Source organism: Mesorhizobium sp. M0145 (assembly GCF_040322355.1).
Lineage (GTDB): Bacteria > Pseudomonadota > Alphaproteobacteria > Rhizobiales > Rhizobiaceae > Mesorhizobium.
The window spans coordinates 294,387-314,920 of the sequence record NZ_JAMYTK010000002.1 but is presented as its reverse complement, the minus strand read 5'-3'; the positions used below and the strand labels follow the sequence as shown (position 1 = coordinate 314,920).

Here is a 20,534-nt window from a genome sequence, read left to right as displayed (position 1 = left end):
GAGTGGTGACAGCAAAGACGGCTTGAGGGGTGGGCGCCAATTTGTCTCCTTTGCGCCGTGGGCGGACGCTTAGCACCAAGGCCTTGAACGTCTCGATCTGCAGCCGATTGCGGAATGGCGGCTTTAACGTTTGAAGAAGGATTGCGGACGTTCAGCCCGACGGGACCAAGATCTGCTCCCGGGTCTAGCCGTCCCGTCTCAATGGCGTCCCGGACCGCCCGGTGGATCTGCGTTGCCAGTGGCGGGTGGCGGGGCAGCCACAGGGTGGACATTTCAGCCGACATGGAAAATGATCATGTTGCCATGCACAACACTGCAGTGCTCTGATCTCGACGAAAAGCCTGAGCGTAGAAGCGGATCAACCGACCTCCGGGTCCAGCGAGCGAGGACGCAAATGGACACCCCAGAGAATGGGCAATTGCATCGCGACGCGGGCGGGCGACCCTGTCGATCGGCCGGCTGGCTTCCCCGCGCCGCCGTGTCGGCGGCATTCCTGCTCGGCATGGCTTTCAGCAGCACTGCGTTTGCGCAGGACCAGCAGCTACCCGTGGTGACAGCGGCCAAGCCGGTGGTCCGTGAAATCGTCGAAGACGACGAGTTCGTCGGGCGCTTCGAAGCCGTCGACCAGGTCGCCATCCGTTCGCGCGTCAGCGGCTATCTGGACAAGGTCAGCTTCCAGGACGGCGCACTGGTCAACAAGGGCGACCTGCTCTTCACCATCGACGAGCGTCCGTACCAGGCGGCTTATGATGCCGCCAAGTCGCAAGTGGACGTCGCCAAGAGTCTGCTCGAATTCTCCAAGATGCAGCTGGATCGCGCCGACGAACTCGCCAGGACCGGCAATATCTCAACCGCGACGGTCGACGACCGCCGGCGGGAATACCTTTCAGCGCAGGCGCAGATGCAGGGCGCGACGGCTGCGCTGACGACGGCCAGCCTGAACATGGAATTCACCGAGATCAAGGCGCCCTTGTCCGGCCGCATCGACCGCCGGCTGGTGTCGGTCGGCAACCTCGTGCAGCCGGATTCCACCTTGCTGACGACCATCGTTACGCGCGATCCGATCGACTTCTATTTCGACATCGATGAGCGCCTGTATTTCAGCTATGCCCGCGACGCGAAGGAGCGCGGCGGCAGCATGCAGGAAGGCGCCGGCGGGCTCGAGGTGGTGGTGCGCGTCGCCGACCGCGCGGAGGCGGTATTCAAAGGCAAGCTCGATTTTGCCGAGAACCGGATCGACAACGCGACCGGCACCATGCGGGTGCGTGCAAGGTTTCCCAACGCCGATGGCATTCTCCAGCCAGGCATGTTCGGGCGCATCAACGTGCCGGGGTCGCTGCCGCATAGCGGCGTGCTGGTGCCCGACGAGGCGATCGGCGCCGATCAGGATCGCCGCATCGTGTTCCTGGTGGATGAGGCCGGGATGGTGTCGGCGAAGCCCGTGCGCACCGGCCCGCTTCTCGACGGCTACCGGGTCATCCGCCAGGGCCTGACCGGCGACGAGACAATCATCGTCAAAGGGCTGATGCACGCCAGGCCCGGCACCAAGGTGAAGGTCGAGATGGTGACGTTGCCGCCCAAGGCCGAGACCGCCGAGTTGCAGCAATGAGGTTCGCACATTTCTTCGTCGACCGTCCGATCTTCGCATCGGTCGTTTCGATCGTCCTGCTGATCCTCGGCGGGATTGCTTATACCCAGCTGCCGGTCGCGCAATATCCCGAGATCGCGCCGCCGACCATCGTCGTTCGCGCGCAGTATCCGGGCGCCGACGCCGAGACGGTCGCAGCGACGGTGGCAACGCCGATCGAGCAGGAGATCAACGGCGTCGAGGGCATGCTCTACATGTCGTCCTATTCGTCGGGCGACGGGGCGATGGCGCTGACCATCACCTTCAAGCTGGGCACCGATCTCGACCAGGCTCAGGTGCTGGTGCAGAACCGCGTGTCGGTCGCCGAGCCGCGCCTGCCCGAAGAAGTCCGCCGCCTCGGCATCACCACCACCAAGAGCTCGCCCGACCTGATGATGGTCGTGCACATGCTGTCGCCCGACAATACCTACGACCAGCTCTACGTCTCGAACTACGCCCGCTCGCGGGTGCGCGACATACTGCTCAGACTAGACGGCGTCGGCGACCTCATCATCTTCGGCGAACGCGAATATTCGCTGCGCATCTGGCTCGATCCGGAAAAACTGTCCGCCCTGGGGATGACCTCGGGCGATGTGGTGCAGGCGCTGCGCGACCAGAACGTCCAGGTGTCGGGGGGCTCGATCGGCGCGCCGCCGACCAGCACCGGCACGGCGTTCCAGTACACGGTCACCACGCAAGGCCGCTTCAACGACGCACGCGACTTCCGATACGTGATCGTCAAATCGACCGACGACGGCCGCCTGATCTCGCTGCAGGACGTGGCGCGCATCGAGCTCGGCGCCAAGGATTACGTCACCAACTCCTATCTCAACGGCAAACCGGCGGTGGCGCTCGCCATCTTCCAGCGGCCGGGCACCAATGCGCTCGCCGCAGCCGCGGAGATCCAGGACAAGATGAAGGAGCTTTCCCGCGACTTCCCGAAGGGGTTGAGCTACGACATCGTCTACAATCCGACCGAGTTCGTCGCCGAGTCGATCCAGGAGGTCTACAAGACGATTCTCGAGGCGATGCTGCTGGTCATCATCGTCATCATCGTCTTCCTGCAATCGTGGCGCATGGCGATCGTGCCGATCGTGGCGATCCCCGTGTCGCTGATCGGCACGCTGGCGGTGCTTTACGCCGCCGGCTTCTCGCTCAACATGCTGACGCTGTTCGGCCTAGTTCTGGCGATCGGCATCGTCGTCGACGATGCGATCGTCGTGGTCGAAAACGTCGAGCGCAATATCGCCAGAGGGCTGGCGCCCAATGCGGCGTCGCACCTGACCATGGACGAAGTCGGAACGGCCGTCATCGCGATCTCGCTGGTGCTGATAGCCGTGTTCGTACCGACAGCCTTCATCCCCGGCATTTCTGGGCAGTTCTATCTGCAGTTTGCGATCACTATCGCGGTGTCGACGGCGATCTCGGCATTCAATTCGCTGACGCTTTCGCCGGCGCTGGCCGCACTGCTGTTCAAGCCGCATCACGCCGCGGCGGCGCCGCCGCGCTTTTTCCTGGCGCGGTTCGGACGGGCGCTCGCCGACGGCTTCAATCGCGGCTTCGACAGGGTCGCCCATTGGTATTCGAGCATCATCCGCGTGCTGGTCGGCTCGTGGACAACGATCGCCGCCATGCTGGCCGTTTTCGCGGCCCTCATCTACGCCACGGCCTACATGGTGCAGTCGGTGCCGCGCGGTTTCATTCCGTCGCTTGACCAGGGCTATGCGATCGTCGTCATCCAGTTGCCGGACGGCGCTTCGCTGTCGAGGACCGATGCGGTCATCCAGCAGGCGTCGCAGATCATCCAGAAAACGCCAGGCGTCGACTACGCAGTCGCCTTCGCCGGCTTCTCCGGCGCGACCTTCACCAACGCCAGCAACGCGGGCGTGATCTTCGCCAGGTTCAAGCCGTTTGACGAGCGACTGAAAGCCGGCCAGTCGGCGACCCAGGTCATCGGCAATCTGTTCGGCAGCCTGCAAAGCATCAAGGAAGCCTTCATTATCGCACTGCCGCCGCCGCCGATCCGCGGCGTCGGCAATGCCGGCGGCTTCAAGCTGCAGATCCAGGAGCGCAACAGCGCCGACATGCGGCAGATCCTGGCGCTTGCCAACGAAATCGCCGGCAAGGCCAACAAGACGCCGGGGCTGACGGGCGTGTTCACCACGTTCTCCGCGTCGAGCCCGCAATTCTTCCTGGCGATCGATCGCGACAAGGCGCGCATCCTGAACGTGCCGATCCCCAACATCTTCGAGGCGCTGTCGATCAATTTGGGCACCGCCTACGTCAACGACTTCAACGCTTTCGGGCGCGTCTACCAGGTGCGGGCGCAGGCCGACCAGGCGTTCCGCCTCGATCGCGCCGACATCTTGAAACTGAAGGTGCGCTCGGCGACCGGCGCGCTGGTTCCGCTCGGCACGTTGGTCGAGATCCGCGACGTCACCGGCCCGGCGCTGGTCCAGCGCTACAACATGTACGTTTCGGTGCCGCTGCAGGGCAACGCCGCGCCCGGCGTTTCCACGGGCGACGCGCTGGCATTGATGGAAGGGATCACGGCAAAGACGCTGCCGGCCGGTACCTCCTATGAATGGACCGAGCTCGCCTATCAGGAGCGCAACACCGGCAATGCCGCTGTCTATATCTTCGGACTGTCGGTGCTGTTCGTGTTCCTGGCGCTGGCGGCGCAATATGAAAGCTGGGTGCTGCCGTTCGCCATTGTGCTGGTGGTGCCGCTCGGCGTGCTCGCGGCGTTGCTCGGCGTGTCGTTCCGAGGGCTGGACAACAACATCCTCGTGCAGATCGGCCTCATCGTGCTGATCGGGCTTGCCGCCAAGAACGCGATCCTGATCGTCGAATTCGCGCGGCAGGCGCAGGAACGCGGGCTGTCGGCCGCCGAGGCTGCCGTCGAAGCCTGCCGGCTCAGGCTGCGGCCGATCCTGATGACCGCCTTCTCGTTCATCCTCGGCGTCGTGCCGCTGATGATCGCAACGGGCCCGGGCGCAGAAATGCGCCAGTCGCTCGGCACCGCGGTATTCTCCGGCATGCTCGGCGTCACCTTCGTCGGCCTGTTCCTGACGCCGGTGTTCTACGTCACGCTCAGGTCGCTGTTTTCACGGCGCAAGCCCCGTGCCGAGGCCGAGCCTTCGGGGCCGGCAGAGGCGCCATCGGAGACGGCCGCCGAGTAGGGTTACGAATTCGCCGCGTCGGGCGCGGCTTATCACTCCAGAAAATCGGCGCGGCGCGGCAACGGCCACGATCTGCGCGATCTCGGCGTAGAGGTGCGGCGGAGACCCTGCTCGGTCTGATCCAGCCTAACAGCCGCATCCAGTTCAGCGAGACGATGCCGGGCGGCGAGGCCAATGCGATCTTCTATCTGGTCGACCGGGCGGGGCTTGAGGGCGCAACCGCGACCTCCGGAGTCCTCGCTTGCGATGTCTGCTTTCAGGACGCGGAGAAGCTGATCTCTACGGCCGAGATCGGGCGCGAAGCGGTCATCCACGATCTTCAGGTTTTGACCCAGGACGGCCTTTCCCCGGTAGTGAGCGGGAAGGGCGCGGTCGTCGAGCGAGTGTCAGCCGCCTATTTCCGCAGCCCATCAATGTGCAACTTGGGAAGCCGCTGACATCAATTCCTCCGGATTCGGCGCCTTGGGGGTATTGAGGCCAGCCTCCAGAACTTCAGTGAAGCTCCAGCGTACAATGCCCCCTCGGTCGATGAGAAACTGACCAACCAGCAGCTCCTTAGCGGAAGCCATCATCTGCTGATCGGCTTCCGTAATCTCATACCCCTCCTTCTTGTTGAGCAACTCGTTTATTGCGATGGGGTCCATAGGCTCGGGCAACTCGCCCGGGAGATCGATACGGATCCCCATGACCGTGTCCATCCCGATCTCGCGCAAGCCGAAAGCACGGTGCGAGGCCCGCTCCGGGTCGGACGCGGCGAGAAGATCGGGTGTCGGATGGTAACGGAAATAGAGCCGTGCCCGCTCTACCGGCGTATTGACGACCGCCAGGCATTCGACGCCTTTCTCAGCCAGAGCCGGCTTGAGTTGCGCCATTGCCGCGACATTGCGCCGGCAGAACGCACAGTGCAGGCCTCGAAACAAGCCGATCAACAATGGGCTACGACCTCGAAAATCAGTGAGCGCGATTTTGCCTTCGCGGGAGATCGCATCGAGAATAATATTCGGTGCCCGGTCGCCCGGCTGCAGCGGACGTTCGACACTACTCGTGGACATGGACAACCTCCTCGCCCCGGATAAGCACGCCCAGCCATCCGGAGTTGAGTCCGTGCTGGGCGACGCCAGGGCAAAATTGCTTTCGACCTTTGTCATATTGCCGAGGTCGAGATTAGGCGCGTTGCAAATGCATCATAACACGAAAAAAGCCTCTGCGGGTCGCCCGTTTCGCGAGCTGTCGCGAGCGCTGTGGTAAACAGTGTATCGTCTCATCCGTGCCATGGGACGACACAGCGGCGGGACCGATTGGATCTTCACATGCTTGCGGTGTTCAAGCCTTGAAACTTGGGCGGCTTCGATGTGCCCGGACGTCAAATTCCGACCGCACAGATCGCAGATCTCTACCCTCAGCGGAACCGACGGCCGTGCAGCCGGTTAAGTCGGCATGAAGCCACCACCAATCCAAGGCCGCATCATGAGCATTCTGCAAACCACGAAGAAAGCCGTCGAGCAGGTCACCGGTGCCGCCAGACCGGGCCGGCGCGAGGTCCCCGATCTGGTCAGGCCGCGCAAAGCGAATGCGTTTCGGTTTGGGGATGATGGCCTTGTGCCCAACCATCCGTTCTGGCCGCTTGTCGTCTATCGCGGCGCCGTGACGCTGTCCGAGGAATTCGATCCTGCGGCTGTCATGGAGGCGCTTTTCGAGGCAAATGGCTGGGGCGATAGCTGGCGCAACGGCATCTACGACTACGTCCACTACCATTCGCGGATACACGAGGTGCTCGGCGTCGCGCGCGGGACGGCGAAAGTCCGCTTTGGCGGCAACAAGGGACGAACGCTCCCCCTGAAGGCCGGCGACGTCGCGGTGCTTCCGGCCGGCACCGGGCACCAGCGTCTTTCCGCGTCGGACGATTTTCTGGTTGTCGGCGCCTATCCTCCATCCGGCACCTATGACCTGTGTACGACCGCCGCCGACCATGCCAAGGCAGTCGTCACGATCCCCAGGGTTGGCCGTCCGCGCAAGGACCCTGTCTATGGAAGCAACGGCCCGTTGCTCGCAGCCTGGGAAAAGGATTGAAGCCGTTCCTTTCTTGCGGGTTGGCTTCGGGGCTAAAACCGGATCCTTGACCCGCCGCTCTACGCTGCCAGCACCGCCGCATCCAGCCCGCGGATGATCTTGGCCAGTTCGACGCATTCGTCGTGGCGCACCTTGTTGCGCCGCCAGGCGAGGCAGATCGTGCGCTGCGGCATCGGCTCCTGGAACGGCACGATCTTCAGATCGGGGATAGTGCTGGCCGGCCCTGCCGCCATTTCCGGGATGAGCGTGACGCCGAGCCCGTGCGCCACCATCTGTAAGAGCGTCGTCAGGCTGGTCGCGCCGTAGCTTGCCATCGCCACCGGCCGCACGCTGCCGCAGACGGCGAGCGCCTGTTCGCGCAGGCAATGGCCTTCCTCCAGCAGCATCAGCCTTTCCAGCGCCGGGCTTTCCGGCGGCACCGGCGGTGAGGCGAAGGCGGGGTCGCCGGCCGGCACGGCCAGGAAGAACCGGTCGGCGAAGAGCGGTTCGGTGACCAGGCCGGGATAGTCCAGCGGCAGTGCCGCGACGAAGGCATCGAGCTTCCCCGAGCTGGTGTCGTCGACCAGCGAGGCGGTCACGGCTTCGCGCAGTTCCAGCTGTAAGGCCGGGAAATGCCGTTTCAGCTCCGGCAGCACATGCGGCAGCAGATAGGGCGCTACCGTCGGGATGATGCCGAGCCGGAAGCGGCCTTCCAGCGCCGGGCGGCCGCGCCGGGCCGTCGCCTCGACGTCGCGGACGTCGGCAAGAATGCGCTCGATGCGCGGCAGCAGGGCCACGGCCTCGTCGGTCATCCGCACCACCTTGCCGCCGCGCTCGAACAGACGGCAATTGAGCCGCAGCTCCATCTCGGCGATCTGCGCGGACAGCGCCGGCTGGCTGACGCCGGCGAGTTTTGCCGCGCGGCCGAAATGCAGCGTCTGCGCCAGCGCCTCGAAATAATGCATCTGCCGGACGGTCAAACCGATCATAAGGAAAACCTATCAGAATAAACAGCAAAGGCAATTTGTCTTTATCGGCTGGGCGGGCTAGTCTGGAACCATTCCAGGATGGCGCGGCCGCTGGCCCTGCCCGGAAAATCAACAAAATCCCGGAAAATCAACAAATCGGAGGCAAAGATGGACGCGAAAACCGACGACAACAGCGCCGGCAAATGCCCGGTCCCACATGGATCGGCCAGGAGGAGCAACCGTGACTGGTGGCCGAACCAGCTTGACCTTGGCGTCCTCCACCAGCAGTCCAGCCTCTCGGACCCGATGGACGAGGACTTCGACTACGCCAAGGAATTCAAGAGCCTCGATCTCGATGCGGTGATCAGGGATCTGCACCAGGTGATGACCGATTCGCAGGATTGGTGGCCGGCCGATTTCGGCCATTACGGCCCGCTCTTCATCCGCATGGCCTGGCACAGCGCCGGTACCTATCGCATCGGCGACGGCCGTGGCGGCGCCGGCGCCGGCCAGCAGCGTTTCGCGCCGCTCAACAGCTGGCCGGACAACGCCAATCTCGACAAGGCGCGCCGGCTGCTGTGGCCGGTCAAGCAGAAATACGGCAGGAAGATCTCCTGGGCCGACCTGTTGATCCTCACCGGCAACGTCGCGCTGGAATCGATGGGCTTCAAGACCTTCGGCTTCGCCGGCGGCCGCGCCGATGTCTGGGAGCCGGAGCAGGACGTCGACTGGGGATCGGAAACCAAGTGGCTCGCCGACGAGCGCTATTCCGGCGACCGTGAACTTCACGGCCATCTCGGCGCCGTGCAGATGGGGCTGATCTACGTCAACCCGGAAGGGCCGAACGGCACGCCCGATCCATTGGCCGCGGCGCGCGACATTCGCGAGACCTTCGCTCGCATGGCCATGAACGACGAGGAAACCGTGGCGCTCATCGCCGGCGGTCACACCTTCGGCAAGACCCACGGCGCCGGTGATGCATCGCTGGTCGGGGCGGAGCCGGAAGGCGCCGGCATCGAGGCACAGGGCCTCGGCTGGTCGAGCAAGCATGCCACCGGCATTGCCGGCGACGCCATCACCTCGGGCCTCGAGGTGACCTGGACCACGACGCCGACCAAATGGAGCAACAACTTCTTCGACAATCTGTTCAACTACGAATGGGAGCTGACCAAGAGCCCGGCCGGCGCCCATCAGTGGACGCCGAAGGGCGGCGCCGGTGCAGGCACCGTGCCGGACGCGCACGATCCCTCGAAGCGCCGCGCGCCGGCGATGCTGACCACCGACCTCGCGCTGCGCGTCGACCCGGCCTACGAGAAGATCTCGGGACGGTTCCATCAGAATCCTGATCAGTTCGCCGATGCCTTCGCCCGCGCCTGGTTCAAGCTGACCCATCGCGACATGGGTCCGGCCGTCCGCTATCTCGGCCCGCTCGTGCCGAAGGAAGAGCTGATCTGGCAGGACCCGATACCGGCAATCGACCACGAGCTGGTCAGCGAACAGGACATCGCCTCGCTGAAGGCGAAGATCCTGGCCTCCGGCCTGTCCGTTTCCGAACTGGTCTCGACCGCCTGGGCCTCGGCCTCGACTTTCCGCGGCTCCGACAAGCGCGGCGGCGCCAACGGCGCCCGCATCCGCCTGGCGCCGCAGAAGGATTGGGAGGTCAACCAGCCGGCGCAGCTGGCCAAGGTGCTCGAGACACTCGAAGGCATCCAGAAGGGCTTCAATAACTCGCAGTCCGGCGGCAAGAAGATCTCGCTTGCCGACCTGATCGTTCTCGGCGGCGTCGCCGCGGTCGAGAAGGCGGCCAAGGACGGCGGCCATGACGTGCAGGTTCCTTTCACGCCGGGCCGCATGGACGCTTCGCAGGAACAGACCGACGTCCAGTCCTTCGCCGCGCTCGAGCCGAAAGTCGATGGCTTCCGCAATTATGTCAGGGGCAAGCCGCCGATGTCGGTCGAAGCGATGCTGGTCGACCGGGCGCAGCTGCTGACCTTGACGGCGCCGGAGATGACGGTGCTCGTCGGCGGGTTGCGGGTGCTCGGCGCCAACACCGGCCAGTCGAAGCACGGCGTGTTCACCGACAGGCCCGGCACGTTGACCAACGATTTCTTCGTCAACCTGCTCAGCATGAACACGGTCTGGGATCCGGCCGCCGGCTCCGATGAAGTCTACGAGGCGCGCGACCGCGAGACCAGGGCGGTCAAGTGGACCGGCACCCGCGCCGACCTGATCTTCGGCTCGCACGCGCAACTGCGGGCGCTGGCCGAGGTCTACGGATCGGCCGACGCCGGGCGGAAGTTTGCCAAGGATTTCGTCGCGGCCTGGGCCAAGGTGATGAACGCCGACCGTTTTGACCTCGCGGCGTGATCCGGGCATACCAATTCTCGACGCAACAAAAAAGGCGCGGGCCTCGACCCGCGCCTTTTCATGAAGCCTTCGAAAAATCAGTCTTTCTCGAAGATACCGGCCTTGGCGACCACGCCGGCGATGGCGCCGCCGATCAGCGGCGCGACGATGAACAGCCAGAGCTGGCCGATCGCCGCAGTTCCCGAAAACAGCGCCGGTCCGATCGAACGGGCCGGGTTGAGCGATGTGCCGGTCACCGGAATGATGGCGAAGTGCAGTCCGGCCAGCGTCAGGCCGATGACCAGGCCGGCGAAGGCCGTCGTGTGCTTGGCGTTGGTGACGCCGAGGATCACCGTGACGAAGGTGAAGGTTCCGATCAGCTCCCACAGGAAGGCCGAGCTGACGCCCCATTTCGTCACGTCCCAGCCATTGGCGCCGAAGCCGCCGGTGTGGCCGCCGACCTGTCCGGAGACGACGATCCACAGCGCCAGCGACGCGATGATGGCGCCGATGACCTGCGCGATCCAATAGGGAATGACGTCCCTGGCCGGCATCCGCCCGGCGAGGAACACACCGAGCGTCACCGCCGGATTGAGATGCGCGCCGGAAATCGGGCCGATCGCATAGGCCGCCGCGATCAGGCCGATGCCGAACGCCAGACCGATGCCTTCCTGGCCAAGCGGCAGCGCGCCGCCGAAGCCGCCCGTCACCACCGAAGCCGTGCCGATGAACACCAATAGAAACGTGCCTAGAACTTCCGCCAGATAAGTTTTCATTGCCCTCTCCTCGTATCGACCCGCGGCTCCGCTTTTTCTGCGACGCGAATCACCGCGCAAAGAGTATTCGCAACCGGAAAACTTGCAAAGCAGAGCAGTTTCGCAAGCCGCTATGCTTGTGAGCGCCGGACACGCACATTAGAAGCATGTAATATATTGATCGAATTGTTTCGTTCCGCATGCCGGCGCCCGCCTGGTGGCCGCGGCTCGCGATGCACCAACCCACATTCGTCACCCCTCGGCATGGATCGTCTCGCCGTCGGCGAAACAGAACTGTTTCAATCAGGGCACGAAAAGCTCTAAGAGCAGGGCCGGAATTAATTTGCTGAGTAATGGAAGACGACAATGAGACTGGGCGGGCGGCTGGCGGCAGCCATCGAAGTGCTTGACGACATTGGCCGGCGTCACCGGCCGGTGGCCGACGCGCTGAAGGACTGGGGCCTGTCGCACCGCTTCGCCGGCGGCGGCGACCGTGCCGCGATCGGCAACATCGTCTACGACGCGCTGCGCCGCAAGCGCTCCGCAGGCTGGCTGCTCGGCGAGGACACGCCGCGCGCCATCGGCTTCGGCGCGCTGCTGCTCGAATGGGGCCAGACGGCGCACTCGCTGAACGAGGCGCTCGAGGGCGACAAGTTCGCGCCGCCGCTGCTTACCGCCGACGAATTGAAAACGCTCGGCGGTCGCCGGCTTGCCGATGCGCCGCCGGCCGTCAGGGCAGACATCCCCGACTGGTGCATGCCGCTGTTCGAACGGGCGTTCGGCACGGCCTGGGTGGAAGAGGGTGCCGCGCTGGCGACACGCCCGCCGCTCGACCTCAGGGTCAATACGCTGAAGGCCGATCGCGGCAAGGTGCTGGCGGAACTGGCGGAGACCGGCGCCAAGCCTGCCCGGATCGCGCCGCACGGCATCCGCATCCCGCCGATCGAAGGCGACGGCAGGCACCCGAACGTGCAGGCCGAGCCGGCCTTCCAGAAAGGCTGGTTCGAGGTTCAGGACGAGGGTTCCCAGATTGCGGCCGAACTGGCCGGCGCCAAGCCCGGAATGCAGGTGCTCGACTTTTGCGCCGGCGCCGGCGGCAAGACGCTGGCGCTGTCCGCGGCGATGGACAATCGCGGCCAGATCTTCGCCCATGATGCCGAAAAGGCAAGGCTGGCGCCGATCTTCGACCGCATCCGCCGCTCGGAAAACCGCAATGTGCAGATCGTCACCAAGCCGGCCGAACTCGCGCCGCTCGGCAAGCATATGGACATCGTCCTGATCGATGCGCCCTGCACCGGCAGCGGCACCTGGCGGCGCCGGCCGGATGCCAAATGGCGGCTGACGCAAAGACAGCTCGACGCCCGCAAGGGCGAGCAGGAGACGATACTCGATGCCGCCAGGGACTTCGTCAAACCCGGCGGCCTGCTGGTCTACATCACCTGTTCGGTGTTCGACGAGGAGAATGGCGACCAGGTTTCGGCCTTCCGGGACCGCCATCCCGGTTTTGTCCCGCTCGATCACCGCCAGCTTTGGGACAGCCGTTTTGCGGGCCACGAAGCGGCAATGCGGATAGGCGCTGCGGGCGGCATTTCGCTGTCGCCGTTGCTGAGCGGCACCGACGGCTTTTACTTCTGCGCGCTGCGGCGGGCCGGCTGAATCGTTGCCATCGATACAGGGCTAAGCCGAATGCTGCAGTGCAGCATTTGCGATTGCCTGCCGCCCACCCCTCTGCGATAAATGCCTTTGCAATAAGATTTGTCGAGAAACGAAGGGCGACGGCCATGGCAGCAAAGATCGTTCCTGCTCCCGATTACGAGGACCGCGTCAGGACGTCCTTCGCGCGCCAGAACGCGATGATGACGATTGGCGCCGAGCTGACGCTGGTGACGCCCGGCATCATCGAGATCGAAATGCCCTATTCTGCGGCATTGACGCAGCAGCACGGCTTTCTCCATGCCGGCGTCATTTCGACGGCTCTCGACTCGGCCTGCGGCTATGCGGCATTCTCGCTGATGCCGGAAAATTCCGGCGTGCTGACCATCGAGTTCAAGGTCAATCTGCTGGCGCCGGGCAGGGGCGAGCGTTTCCTGTTTCGCGGCTCGGTTACCAAGCCCGGCCGCACCATCATCGTCGCCGACGGCCAGGCCTATGCGTTCGCCGTCGACGGCGAGGCCAAGCTGATCGCCACGATGACCGGAACGATGATGACAGTGCTCGGCCGCGACGGCATCGAGGGCTGAGGAACGGGCAGGGGAGGATGGACGATCATGGCCGGCAAGACACCTGGTGAGCTCACCCCGATCTCCGGCAAATCCGTTCTCTTCGTCATGGCGGCCGAAGCCGAATACGGTCCACACCTGCAGCGGCTGTTCACGCCGCTGCTGACCGGCGTCGGACCGGTCGAGGCCGGCGTCGGACTCAGCGCCGAACTATCCCGGCTGCATGCCGGGATGGCGCTGCCCGATCTCGTCGTGTCGCTCGGGTCGGCGGGCAGCCGGACGCTGGAGCAGACGGAAATCTACCAGGCCGTTTCAGTCGCCTACCGCGACATGGACGCCTCGCCCCTCGGGTTCGAGAAGGGCGCCACGCCGTTCCTCGACCTGCCTGTCAGCGTGCCGCTGCCGTTCAGGATACCAGGCGTCAGACAGGCGACGCTGTCGACCGGGGCGGCAATCGTCTCCGGCGCCGCCTACGACGCGATCGCCGCCGACATGGTCGATATGGAGACCTTCGCCTGCCTGCGCGCCTGCCAGCTGTTCGACGTGCCGCTTATCGGCCTGCGCGGCATTTCCGACGGGGCAGCCGATCTGAGGCATGTCGGCGACTGGACCGAATATCTGCACGTCATCGACGAGAAGCTGGCCGCGGCGGTGCAACTGCTGGAACAGGCGATCGCCTCGGGCGCGATCGACTTCAAGCTTGTTGGGGCGGCAGCTTCTTAGCGTTGCCGAACAGCACGCCGATCATCCTGAAGCGAACGGCGTTGTCGCGATTGATGTAAGTGACTGACCCGGGCTCGTGATCGAGGGTCCAGCGTCCGGTCGCGCCGGTGTCCCAGTCGGCGACATAACCGTCATCGAGCATCCGCCAGCGCCCGCTTCGCGCCTCGCCATCGTCGAGCAGCATGTGCGCGGCACCCTCGCTTTCAAAATAGACGTAAGCCTCCTTGCCGTTTCGTTCCAACACATGGGTCATGCCCGGAATGAGCATTGCAAGGGTTTCCTTCTGAAGTGCTGCCATGATTTCCTCCTGAATTGAAGTCGCCGATTGCCTTGACCGGCATCGCCACTTAGAGTGAACTAGTAGTCAAGATGCTTGACTATGTATCGGGCGAGAAGAATTTGGTCAAGGGCCTTGACGAAAAACCTGAAGCGCTGCCGGATCACATAGGTTGGCGGCTGTGGCAGGCGAGCCGCGCCTGGCAGACCGAGTTCGCCGCTGCGATGCGCGCTGCCGGCCATCACTGGTTCACCGAAGCGCGTGCCGGCCTGCTTGGACACATCCCGCGCGGCGGCATGCGCCAGTCGGCGCTGATCGAGCGCTCGGCGATCTCAAAGCAGGCGATTCAGCAATTGCTCGATGGCCTGGAGACGGAAGGTGTGTTGCAGCGTCTGCCCGATCCGCAAGACGGTCGCGGCAAACTTGTGCGCTACACCCGCAAGGGCCTGGACGCCCTGCGCGATGGCGACCGCATCAAGCTGCAGATCGAACGGAGCTATGTTGCCCGCCTTGGTCACGAGCGTTTCGCGGCGCTGATGGGCGCCTTGCAGTCGCTCGATACAACGCAAACGGATGCATTGGACAAAGCCTCTGGCGTTCAGGACGACACACCGGAATCGAAGTGAAAGCGCGACCTCACAACCCATTGCGCCGACTCGTTTCTTTCTCTAAACGCTCGCCATGAAAACAGCCAATCATCCCGACACCGTCCTGATTGTCGATTTCGGCAGCCAGTTCACCCAGCTGATCGCCCGCCGCATCCGCGAGGCCGGCGTCTTTTCCGAGATCGTGCCCTTCCAGTCGGCCGAGGCGGCGTTCAAGCGCGTCAATCCGAAGGCGGTGATCCTGTCCGGCGGCCCGGCCTCGACCGGCGACATCGGCAGTCCGCGCGCGCCGCAGATCGTCTTCGACGCCGGCGTGCCGGTGCTCGGCATCTGCTATGGCCAGATGGCGATGTGCGTGCAGATGGGCGGCGTCGCCGAAAGCTCCGACCACCGCGAATTCGGCCGCGCCTTCGTCGAGATCGCCAAGGACAGCCCGTTGTTCGACGGCCTGTGGGCGCCCGGCCAGCGCCACCAGGTGTGGATGAGCCATGGCGACCGCGTCATCTCCCTGCCCAAGGGGTTCGAGGTGCTCGGAAAATCGGAGGGCTCGCCCTTCGCTATCTTCGGCAATGTCGAACGCAAAATGTACGGCCTCATGTTCCACCCCGAAGTGGTGCATACGCCGGACGGCGCCAGGCTGCTCCGCAACTTCGTCCACAACATCGCCGGCATCGAAGGCGACTGGACGATGCGCGCCTACCGCGAGCACGCGGTCGAGACGATCCGCAAACAGGTCGGCAAGGGCAAGGTGATCTGCGCGCTGTCGGGCGGCGTCGATTCCTCGGTCGCGGCCTTGCTGATCCACGAGGCGGTCGGCGACCAGCTCACCTGCATCCTTGTCGACCACGGTCTGATGCGCAAGGACGAGGCATCAGGCGTGGTGGAGATGTTTCGCCAGCATTACAATCTGCCGCTGATCCTGGTCGACGCTGCGGACCGTTTCATCGGCGCGCTCGAGGGCGAGTCGGACCCCGAGAAGAAGCGCAAGACCATCGGGCGGCTGTTCATCGAAGTGTTCGAGGAGGAGGCCGAGAAGCTCGGCGGCGCCGATTTCCTGGCACAAGGCACCCTCTATCCCGACGTCATCGAAAGCGTCTCTTTCAGCGGCGGCCCGTCGGTGACCATCAAGTCGCATCACAATGTCGGCGGCTTGCCCGAACGCATGAACATGCAGCTGGTCGAGCCGCTGCGCGAATTGTTCAAGGACGAGGTGAGGGCGCTCGGCAAGGAGCTCGGCCTGCCCGACAGCTTCATTGGCCGGCATCCGTTCCCCGGTCCCGGTCTCGCCATCCGCTGTCCGGGCGGCATCACCCGCGAAAAGCTGGAGATCCTGCGCGAGGCCGACGCCATCTATCTCGACGAGATCCGCAAGGCCGGACTCTACGACGCCATCTGGCAGGCCTTCGCCGTGCTGCTGCCGGTGCAGACCGTCGGCGTGATGGGCGACGGCCGCACCTACGAGTTCGTCTGCGCGCTGCGCGCCGTCACCTCGGTCGACGGCATGACGGCCGACTTCTACCATTACGACATGGCATTCCTGGGAGCAGCCGCCACCCGCATCATCAACGAGGTACGCGGCATCAACCGCGTCGTCTACGACGTTACGAGCAAGCCGCCCGGCACCATCGAGTGGGAGTGAGGGAAACGGCGATGATAGGCGGCTCTAACGTAGAATTTCGCAGAAAATACAATGATTTGCGGGCAGGGCAGACTGCTAGCCAGGGCACATTGTCAATGGAATTGACAAACCTATCAAGTCATTGAAATCGTTAAGTTTATCGGAGCGCTTGGCGCGGCTCGCAGCTTGTAGCAGATCACTCTGACGGTACTTTTGACGGTGCTTTTCGTATCCGACAGAGCATTCTAAAAAGTACCGTCATTCCTTTTTAGGGTTTGACGGTACTTTTCTGTGTGTCAACGCTTTGAAATATATAACGAAAATTACCCGTAGCATGACATTTCCGCGCTGACGGTACTTTAGTTATCGACATACATAGTTTCAGCTTTGGCTGCGGTACCGATCGATGTTCCGGACCCGATCGCATATCGTCGGATGGCACCTTCGCATCACCTATCAAATGTTGTCCCGACTGCTGCCGGATCTGCGATGGAGAGAAGCGTCGACCGCATCCAGGCGGGAGCTTGGACCGCGGTAGATGCGAGCGTCTTTTTATCGTTGGGAGAAAGATGAGGTGCCGCGATCTGTGCAAGCTCGGCCGCGCGCGCCGGCCCAATATGACGAAGCGCCTGGACGACGGTCCCGGCCAAGCTGCCCGGAGCAATCAAATGCTTATCCGCCCGCGTGGTCGTTGCCACCGTGCGCGGCGATGAACATGGCGACGGCCGACCGGCAATAGGATTCGATTTCGTTGTCGTCCTCTGCTCTCGCCTCATCGAAGCGTGCGATAATCAGGAGATCGGATCCTTTGAAAAGCGCGGCAAACAAGCGGGCGGACCGGAGAGGATCGGGCACGTTCAGAACCGCCTTCGCGTGCAACTGACGCAACAGGGCCTCGATTTGGGCGATGACATGGGCGGGGCCGGCTTCGTATTGGAGCTTGCTTAACGACTTTTGATTCGTCTTGTCGGCCATGATCATGGCTTCGACACTGCGGACGTCCGAGCTCAACAGCGTGCGAAGCAGGGATGATCCCACCGCCATGAGCTGATCTTCGGCCGAACCGTCGACGCCTTCAAAAAGGGCCTGTGGTGCAAACTGATGGCAGCGGGCCGCGATGGCCGCGCTGAACAGCGCCTCCTTGTTCTCGAAGTGCCGATAGATGCTGAGCTTGGATATCTTCGCCCGCTGGGCGACCTTGTCTAATGTCGTCGCTTGAAAACCCAATTCCACAAAGAGTTCGCACGCGGCGTCGACTATCGTTTGGCCAAGCGCCTCGTTGGCGGGCCGGCCGCGCCGGCCCTGGCTGTTTTCGGTCACGACAATTCCAGTACTTGACAGTATCCTAATTCTTGCATTACGATACCATTTAGTATCTGAAATGTGCAAGCCAATGGATAGGTTTCAACCTGTCCTCCAAATCAAGTTTCCCCGGGCCGCCCGGCGATATCGAATGCGGCATTGTCCGGCCGGTCAACACAGTGATGGGCGACTTTCTCGTCGATGCCGAAGCCCTGCTCGCTGCCCGTCTCGAGCGCGTATCGCTGGACGATATTTCGCGCCAGGCCCAGCCCAACCCTCTCCATCCACAACACGGAGCTTATCACCATGGATGACGTCATCATCATCGGCGGCAGCTTTGCCGGTCTCGCCGGTGCCCTGCAGCTCGGCCGTGCCCGCCGCAAGGTCACCGTTCTCGATACCGGCCTGCCGCGCAACCGCTTCGCCGGCCACTCGCATGGCCTGCTCGGCCACGATCACAAGCCACCGCTGGACATCCTGGCCGAGGCGCGGCAGCAGCTGGCGCGTTATCCCACGATCAGGCTGGTCAATGCCCGGGCCGACAGCGTCTCCGGCGCCGTCGACGATTTCTCCGTCCTCACTGGCGATGGCGAAAGCCTTGGGGCGCGCCGCCTGATCCTGAGCTATGGCGTCGCCGACCAGATGCCTGATGTTCCGGGCTTTGCCGAAGGCTGGGGCACGTCCATCGTGCCCTGCCCCTATTGCGACGGCTTTGAAGTCGCCGGCCAGCATTGGGGCCTCGTCTGGTCCGGCCCGCAGTCGCACCAGTCTGTCAGGCTGTTCCACGATTGGACCGACAGGTTGACGCTCTTCGCCGATGGTCACGACATTCCGCCCGATATCCGGGCCGATCTCGCGCGCCGCAACATTCCTGTCGTCGATGGCCGGATCATCGAGATCGCCCATCGCGGGGGCCATATCGCCACCGTCAATCTCGAGACCGGCCGCAATGTCGCGGTCGACATCCTGTTCGCCCATCCGCGCAATAAGCCGTCCGCAAGCCTGCATGAATCACTGGGCCTCGCCACGGTCGATACGCCCGGCGGCATCGCCCTCAAGGTCGATGAGCGCCGCGAAGCCAGCATTCCCGGCATCTACGCCGCCGGCGACCTCGCCAACCCCCTCATGGCCTCGGTCACCACGGCATCATCGCACGGCGCGATGGCGGGCATCTTCGCCCAGCAGTCGATGCTGGTTTGAGAGCACAGATTCCCTTCTCCGGTTGCCGCGGGCTATCAAATTCAGAAGGTTGCGGGCCGGTGTCACGGAACGCGGGCCCCCTCTCGCCTGAGGGGAGAGCCTAGCAAAGAAAGAATCAGAACAAGGATATGGCATGGCAGAGAAAAATGTTTATCAGGTAGCCGACTGGAATGGCCAAAGCGGGGAGCGCTGGGTCGCTTACCAGGCCCGGCTCGATGCCATGATGGCGGTGTTCGGCCAGGCCGCGATCGAAGCCGCCGCGCCCGCCACGGGCGAACGCGTGCTGGACGTCGGCTGCGGCGCGGGGGCGTCTAGTCTGGATCTGGCCGCCCGCGTCGGCGCGGGGGGCCATGTGCTAGGCGTGGACATATCCGAACCGCTGATCGGCAGAGCGCGCGCGCTAGCGCCGCAGGATACGCCGGCCCTGTTCCAGGTGGCCGACGCCAGCAGCACCGCGTTGCCCGAGGGCGCGTTCGACATCCTGTTCTCGCGCTTCGGAGTGATGTTCTTTGACGATCCTACGGCGGCGTTCGCTCATATGCGCCGTGCGCTCAAGCCGGGCGCGCGGGTCGCTTTCGTCTGCTGGCGCGGCATGGCCGAGAACGATTGGGTGCGCTTGCCGATGGGCGCGATCAAGGGCATCGTCCCGCCGACGGCGCCGCCCGATCCCGAAGCGCCCGGCCCGTTCTCGTTTGGCGACCAGGGGCGGGTGGCGCGTATTTTAACGGCGGCTGGCTTCACCGATGTCGCTATCGCGCCATTCGATGCCTCCATCCCGTTCGGCGAGGGGGGGACGCGGGACGCGGCGATCGACGACGCGGTGGAGATGACACTCGAGGTCGGCCCGCTGTCGCGCGCTCTCGCTGATCAGCCCGACGACATCCGCGCCCGCGCCTCGGCCGCGGTTCGTGCCGCCTTCGCGGGCCTCCCCGGCGAGCGGTCGGTGATGATCGACGGCGCGGCGTGGATCGTTATGGCACGCAATCCGGCAAGCTGACAGGGATTAACAGGGGAGACGCCCCCGCTCGGTGGAGCGGGGCGTCTTTGGCCGGTCAGATTGATGTCCCTTCTGGCTTGGAAGCCGCCATTAGCGAGCTAGAGGCTTTGATGGCGGGGTACAGCGTTTGCACGACACTCGAAAACGTTGGTGCACGTGCTTACGGAGCACGTAGCGGGTACGACGTCCGCACGCGATGTATTCGAGGCTGCACAGAACGCCGCCAAGGCGTAAGTCCGGGACGGATCAAGGCATGAGAGGAACTGCGTGTCGTTCAGGCTCTTGCGAGCCGTGACGGTCTTTTTGCCGACGGGATCGTGAAGGCACAGCTAAAGAATGTCGAAAATCGACCAATCGATGCCGATAGTCGCTGAAACCGAGCAGATTTTGAATCGCCGAAATTCTCCTTTGAATTCAAGAGCGCAAATTTCTGACGGATCGGGGAGACGGTTCTTCATTGCGTGCAGAAAGAATTTGTGCGTGGAATTCAATGCGTTACGATCACTTAAAACAATCGAGTGGGAATGAGGGGGCGTAGGTTGGAGTACTGTCGGATATATTCGGAAATTGTTGGTCAACGATAGGAGGCGATAGTTCGCGGGCGATTCTGCAAGAACAAGCAGCCGTTTTGCAGGTCGGCGATAGACCTTCGATTATGTGTAGAGA

18 protein-coding genes and 1 pseudogene are annotated in these 20,534 nt (G+C 63.7%); 12 read left to right on the top strand and 7 right to left on the bottom strand.

All coding sequences use genetic code 11. The features are described from left to right. The first annotated feature begins 502 nt into the window (after positions 1–502). The 3 genes from NKJ28_RS06495 (at position 503) to NKJ28_RS06485 (ending at position 5,246) form a co-directional block, all read left to right on the top strand. Positions 503–1,609, top strand: coding sequence for an efflux RND transporter periplasmic adaptor subunit (locus NKJ28_RS06495; protein WP_352634745.1), 1,107 nt, complete (start codon positions 503–505; stop codon positions 1,607–1,609). Next, positions 1,606–4,809: an efflux RND transporter permease subunit gene (locus tag NKJ28_RS06490; RefSeq protein ID WP_352634609.1), complete on the top strand. Its 3,204-nt coding sequence runs from the start codon at positions 1,606–1,608 to the stop codon at positions 4,807–4,809. Before NKJ28_RS06495 ends, NKJ28_RS06490 begins: the two co-directional genes overlap by 4 nt. A 155-nt stretch (positions 4,810–4,964) precedes the next feature. Beyond that, positions 4,965–5,246: a hypothetical protein gene (locus NKJ28_RS06485; RefSeq protein ID WP_352634607.1), complete on the top strand. Its 282-nt coding sequence runs from the start codon at positions 4,965–4,967 to the stop codon at positions 5,244–5,246. Here NKJ28_RS06485 and NKJ28_RS06480 read toward each other — a convergent pair. After that, positions 5,220–5,861 carry a peroxiredoxin-like family protein gene (locus NKJ28_RS06480; RefSeq protein WP_352634605.1) on the bottom strand — a complete coding sequence of 214 codons (642 nt, stop codon included), beginning with the start codon at positions 5,859–5,861 and terminating at the stop codon, positions 5,220–5,222. The genes NKJ28_RS06485 and NKJ28_RS06480 overlap by 27 nt on opposite strands. A 415-nt stretch (positions 5,862–6,276) precedes the next feature. On the opposite strand from NKJ28_RS06480, the gene NKJ28_RS06475 reads away from it, so the two are divergent. Beyond that, a complete protein-coding gene (locus NKJ28_RS06475) occupies positions 6,277–6,879 on the top strand; it encodes a cupin (RefSeq protein WP_352457577.1) in 603 nt (200 codons plus the stop codon). 59 nt (positions 6,880–6,938) lie between these two features. Here the strand turns inward: NKJ28_RS06475 and NKJ28_RS06470 are convergent, their stop codons facing one another. Then, positions 6,939–7,847, bottom strand: a complete 909-nt coding sequence (locus NKJ28_RS06470) for a hydrogen peroxide-inducible genes activator (protein WP_352623135.1) — start codon at positions 7,845–7,847, stop codon at positions 6,939–6,941. 147 nt (positions 7,848–7,994) lie between these two features. Here NKJ28_RS06470 and katG point away from each other — a divergent pair, with 147 nt between their 5' ends. Further along, positions 7,995–10,193, top strand: coding sequence for a catalase/peroxidase HPI (gene katG / locus NKJ28_RS06465; RefSeq protein ID WP_352634603.1), 2,199 nt, complete (start codon positions 7,995–7,997; stop codon positions 10,191–10,193). 77 nt (positions 10,194–10,270) lie between these two features. On the opposite strand, the gene NKJ28_RS06460 is transcribed toward katG, so the two are convergent. Further along, the gene (locus NKJ28_RS06460) at positions 10,271–10,948 is read right to left on the bottom strand and encodes an MIP/aquaporin family protein (protein ID WP_352634601.1); all 678 of its coding nucleotides are present in this window, start codon (positions 10,946–10,948) and stop codon (positions 10,271–10,273) included. A gap of 345 nt (positions 10,949–11,293) precedes the next feature. On the opposite strand from NKJ28_RS06460, the gene NKJ28_RS06455 reads away from it, so the two are divergent. From NKJ28_RS06455 to NKJ28_RS06445, 3 genes are all read left to right on the top strand, one after another. Then, complete coding sequence (locus NKJ28_RS06455) at positions 11,294–12,583, top strand: RsmB/NOP family class I SAM-dependent RNA methyltransferase (RefSeq protein ID WP_352634599.1); 1,290 nt, start codon at positions 11,294–11,296, stop codon at positions 12,581–12,583. 125 nt (positions 12,584–12,708) lie between these two features. After that, positions 12,709–13,167, top strand: coding sequence for a PaaI family thioesterase (locus NKJ28_RS06450; RefSeq protein ID WP_023677140.1), 459 nt, complete (start codon positions 12,709–12,711; stop codon positions 13,165–13,167). A gap of 27 nt (positions 13,168–13,194) precedes the next feature. Continuing rightward, positions 13,195–13,869: a 5'-methylthioadenosine/S-adenosylhomocysteine nucleosidase gene (locus NKJ28_RS06445; protein ID WP_352634597.1), complete on the top strand. Its 675-nt coding sequence runs from the start codon at positions 13,195–13,197 to the stop codon at positions 13,867–13,869. Here NKJ28_RS06445 and NKJ28_RS06440 read toward each other — a convergent pair. After that, positions 13,841–14,167, bottom strand: a complete 327-nt coding sequence (locus NKJ28_RS06440) for a hypothetical protein (RefSeq protein ID WP_023677142.1) — start codon at positions 14,165–14,167, stop codon at positions 13,841–13,843. The genes NKJ28_RS06445 and NKJ28_RS06440 overlap by 29 nt on opposite strands. A 71-nt stretch (positions 14,168–14,238) precedes the next feature. Here NKJ28_RS06440 and NKJ28_RS06435 point away from each other — a divergent pair, with 71 nt between their 5' ends. Further along, positions 14,239–14,772 (top strand): MarR family winged helix-turn-helix transcriptional regulator, encoded by a 534-nt coding sequence (locus tag NKJ28_RS06435; protein ID WP_245274715.1) that lies wholly within the window; start codon positions 14,239–14,241, stop codon positions 14,770–14,772. Between the two features lie 55 nt (positions 14,773–14,827). Next, entirely contained in the window at positions 14,828–16,390 is a 1,563-nt protein-coding gene (guaA, locus tag NKJ28_RS06430) for a glutamine-hydrolyzing GMP synthase (protein ID WP_352634594.1), read from the top strand. A gap of 428 nt (positions 16,391–16,818) precedes the next feature. Here guaA and NKJ28_RS06425 read toward each other — a convergent pair. From NKJ28_RS06425 to NKJ28_RS06415, 3 genes and pseudogenes are all read right to left on the bottom strand, one after another. Then, positions 16,819–17,046 (bottom strand): annotated as a pseudogene (locus tag NKJ28_RS06425) (hypothetical protein); the annotation flags it as partial. Beyond that, the gene (locus NKJ28_RS06420) at positions 17,042–17,689 is read right to left on the bottom strand and encodes a TetR/AcrR family transcriptional regulator (protein WP_352569201.1); all 648 of its coding nucleotides are present in this window, start codon (positions 17,687–17,689) and stop codon (positions 17,042–17,044) included. The gene NKJ28_RS06420 and the pseudogene NKJ28_RS06425, both read right to left, overlap by 5 nt. A 101-nt stretch (positions 17,690–17,790) precedes the next feature. Further along, positions 17,791–17,979 carry a hypothetical protein gene (locus NKJ28_RS06415; protein ID WP_352569202.1) on the bottom strand — a complete coding sequence of 63 codons (189 nt, stop codon included), beginning with the start codon at positions 17,977–17,979 and terminating at the stop codon, positions 17,791–17,793. Here NKJ28_RS06415 and NKJ28_RS06410 point away from each other — a divergent pair. Next, positions 17,978–18,871 carry an NAD(P)/FAD-dependent oxidoreductase gene (locus NKJ28_RS06410; protein WP_352569203.1) on the top strand — a complete coding sequence of 298 codons (894 nt, stop codon included), beginning with the start codon at positions 17,978–17,980 and terminating at the stop codon, positions 18,869–18,871. The two genes, NKJ28_RS06415 and NKJ28_RS06410, sit on opposite strands and share 2 nt — an antisense overlap. A gap of 133 nt (positions 18,872–19,004) precedes the next feature. Beyond that, positions 19,005–19,868 carry a class I SAM-dependent methyltransferase gene (locus tag NKJ28_RS06405; protein ID WP_023676202.1) on the top strand — a complete coding sequence of 288 codons (864 nt, stop codon included), beginning with the start codon at positions 19,005–19,007 and terminating at the stop codon, positions 19,866–19,868. The last annotated feature ends 666 nt before the right edge of the window (positions 19,869–20,534 follow it).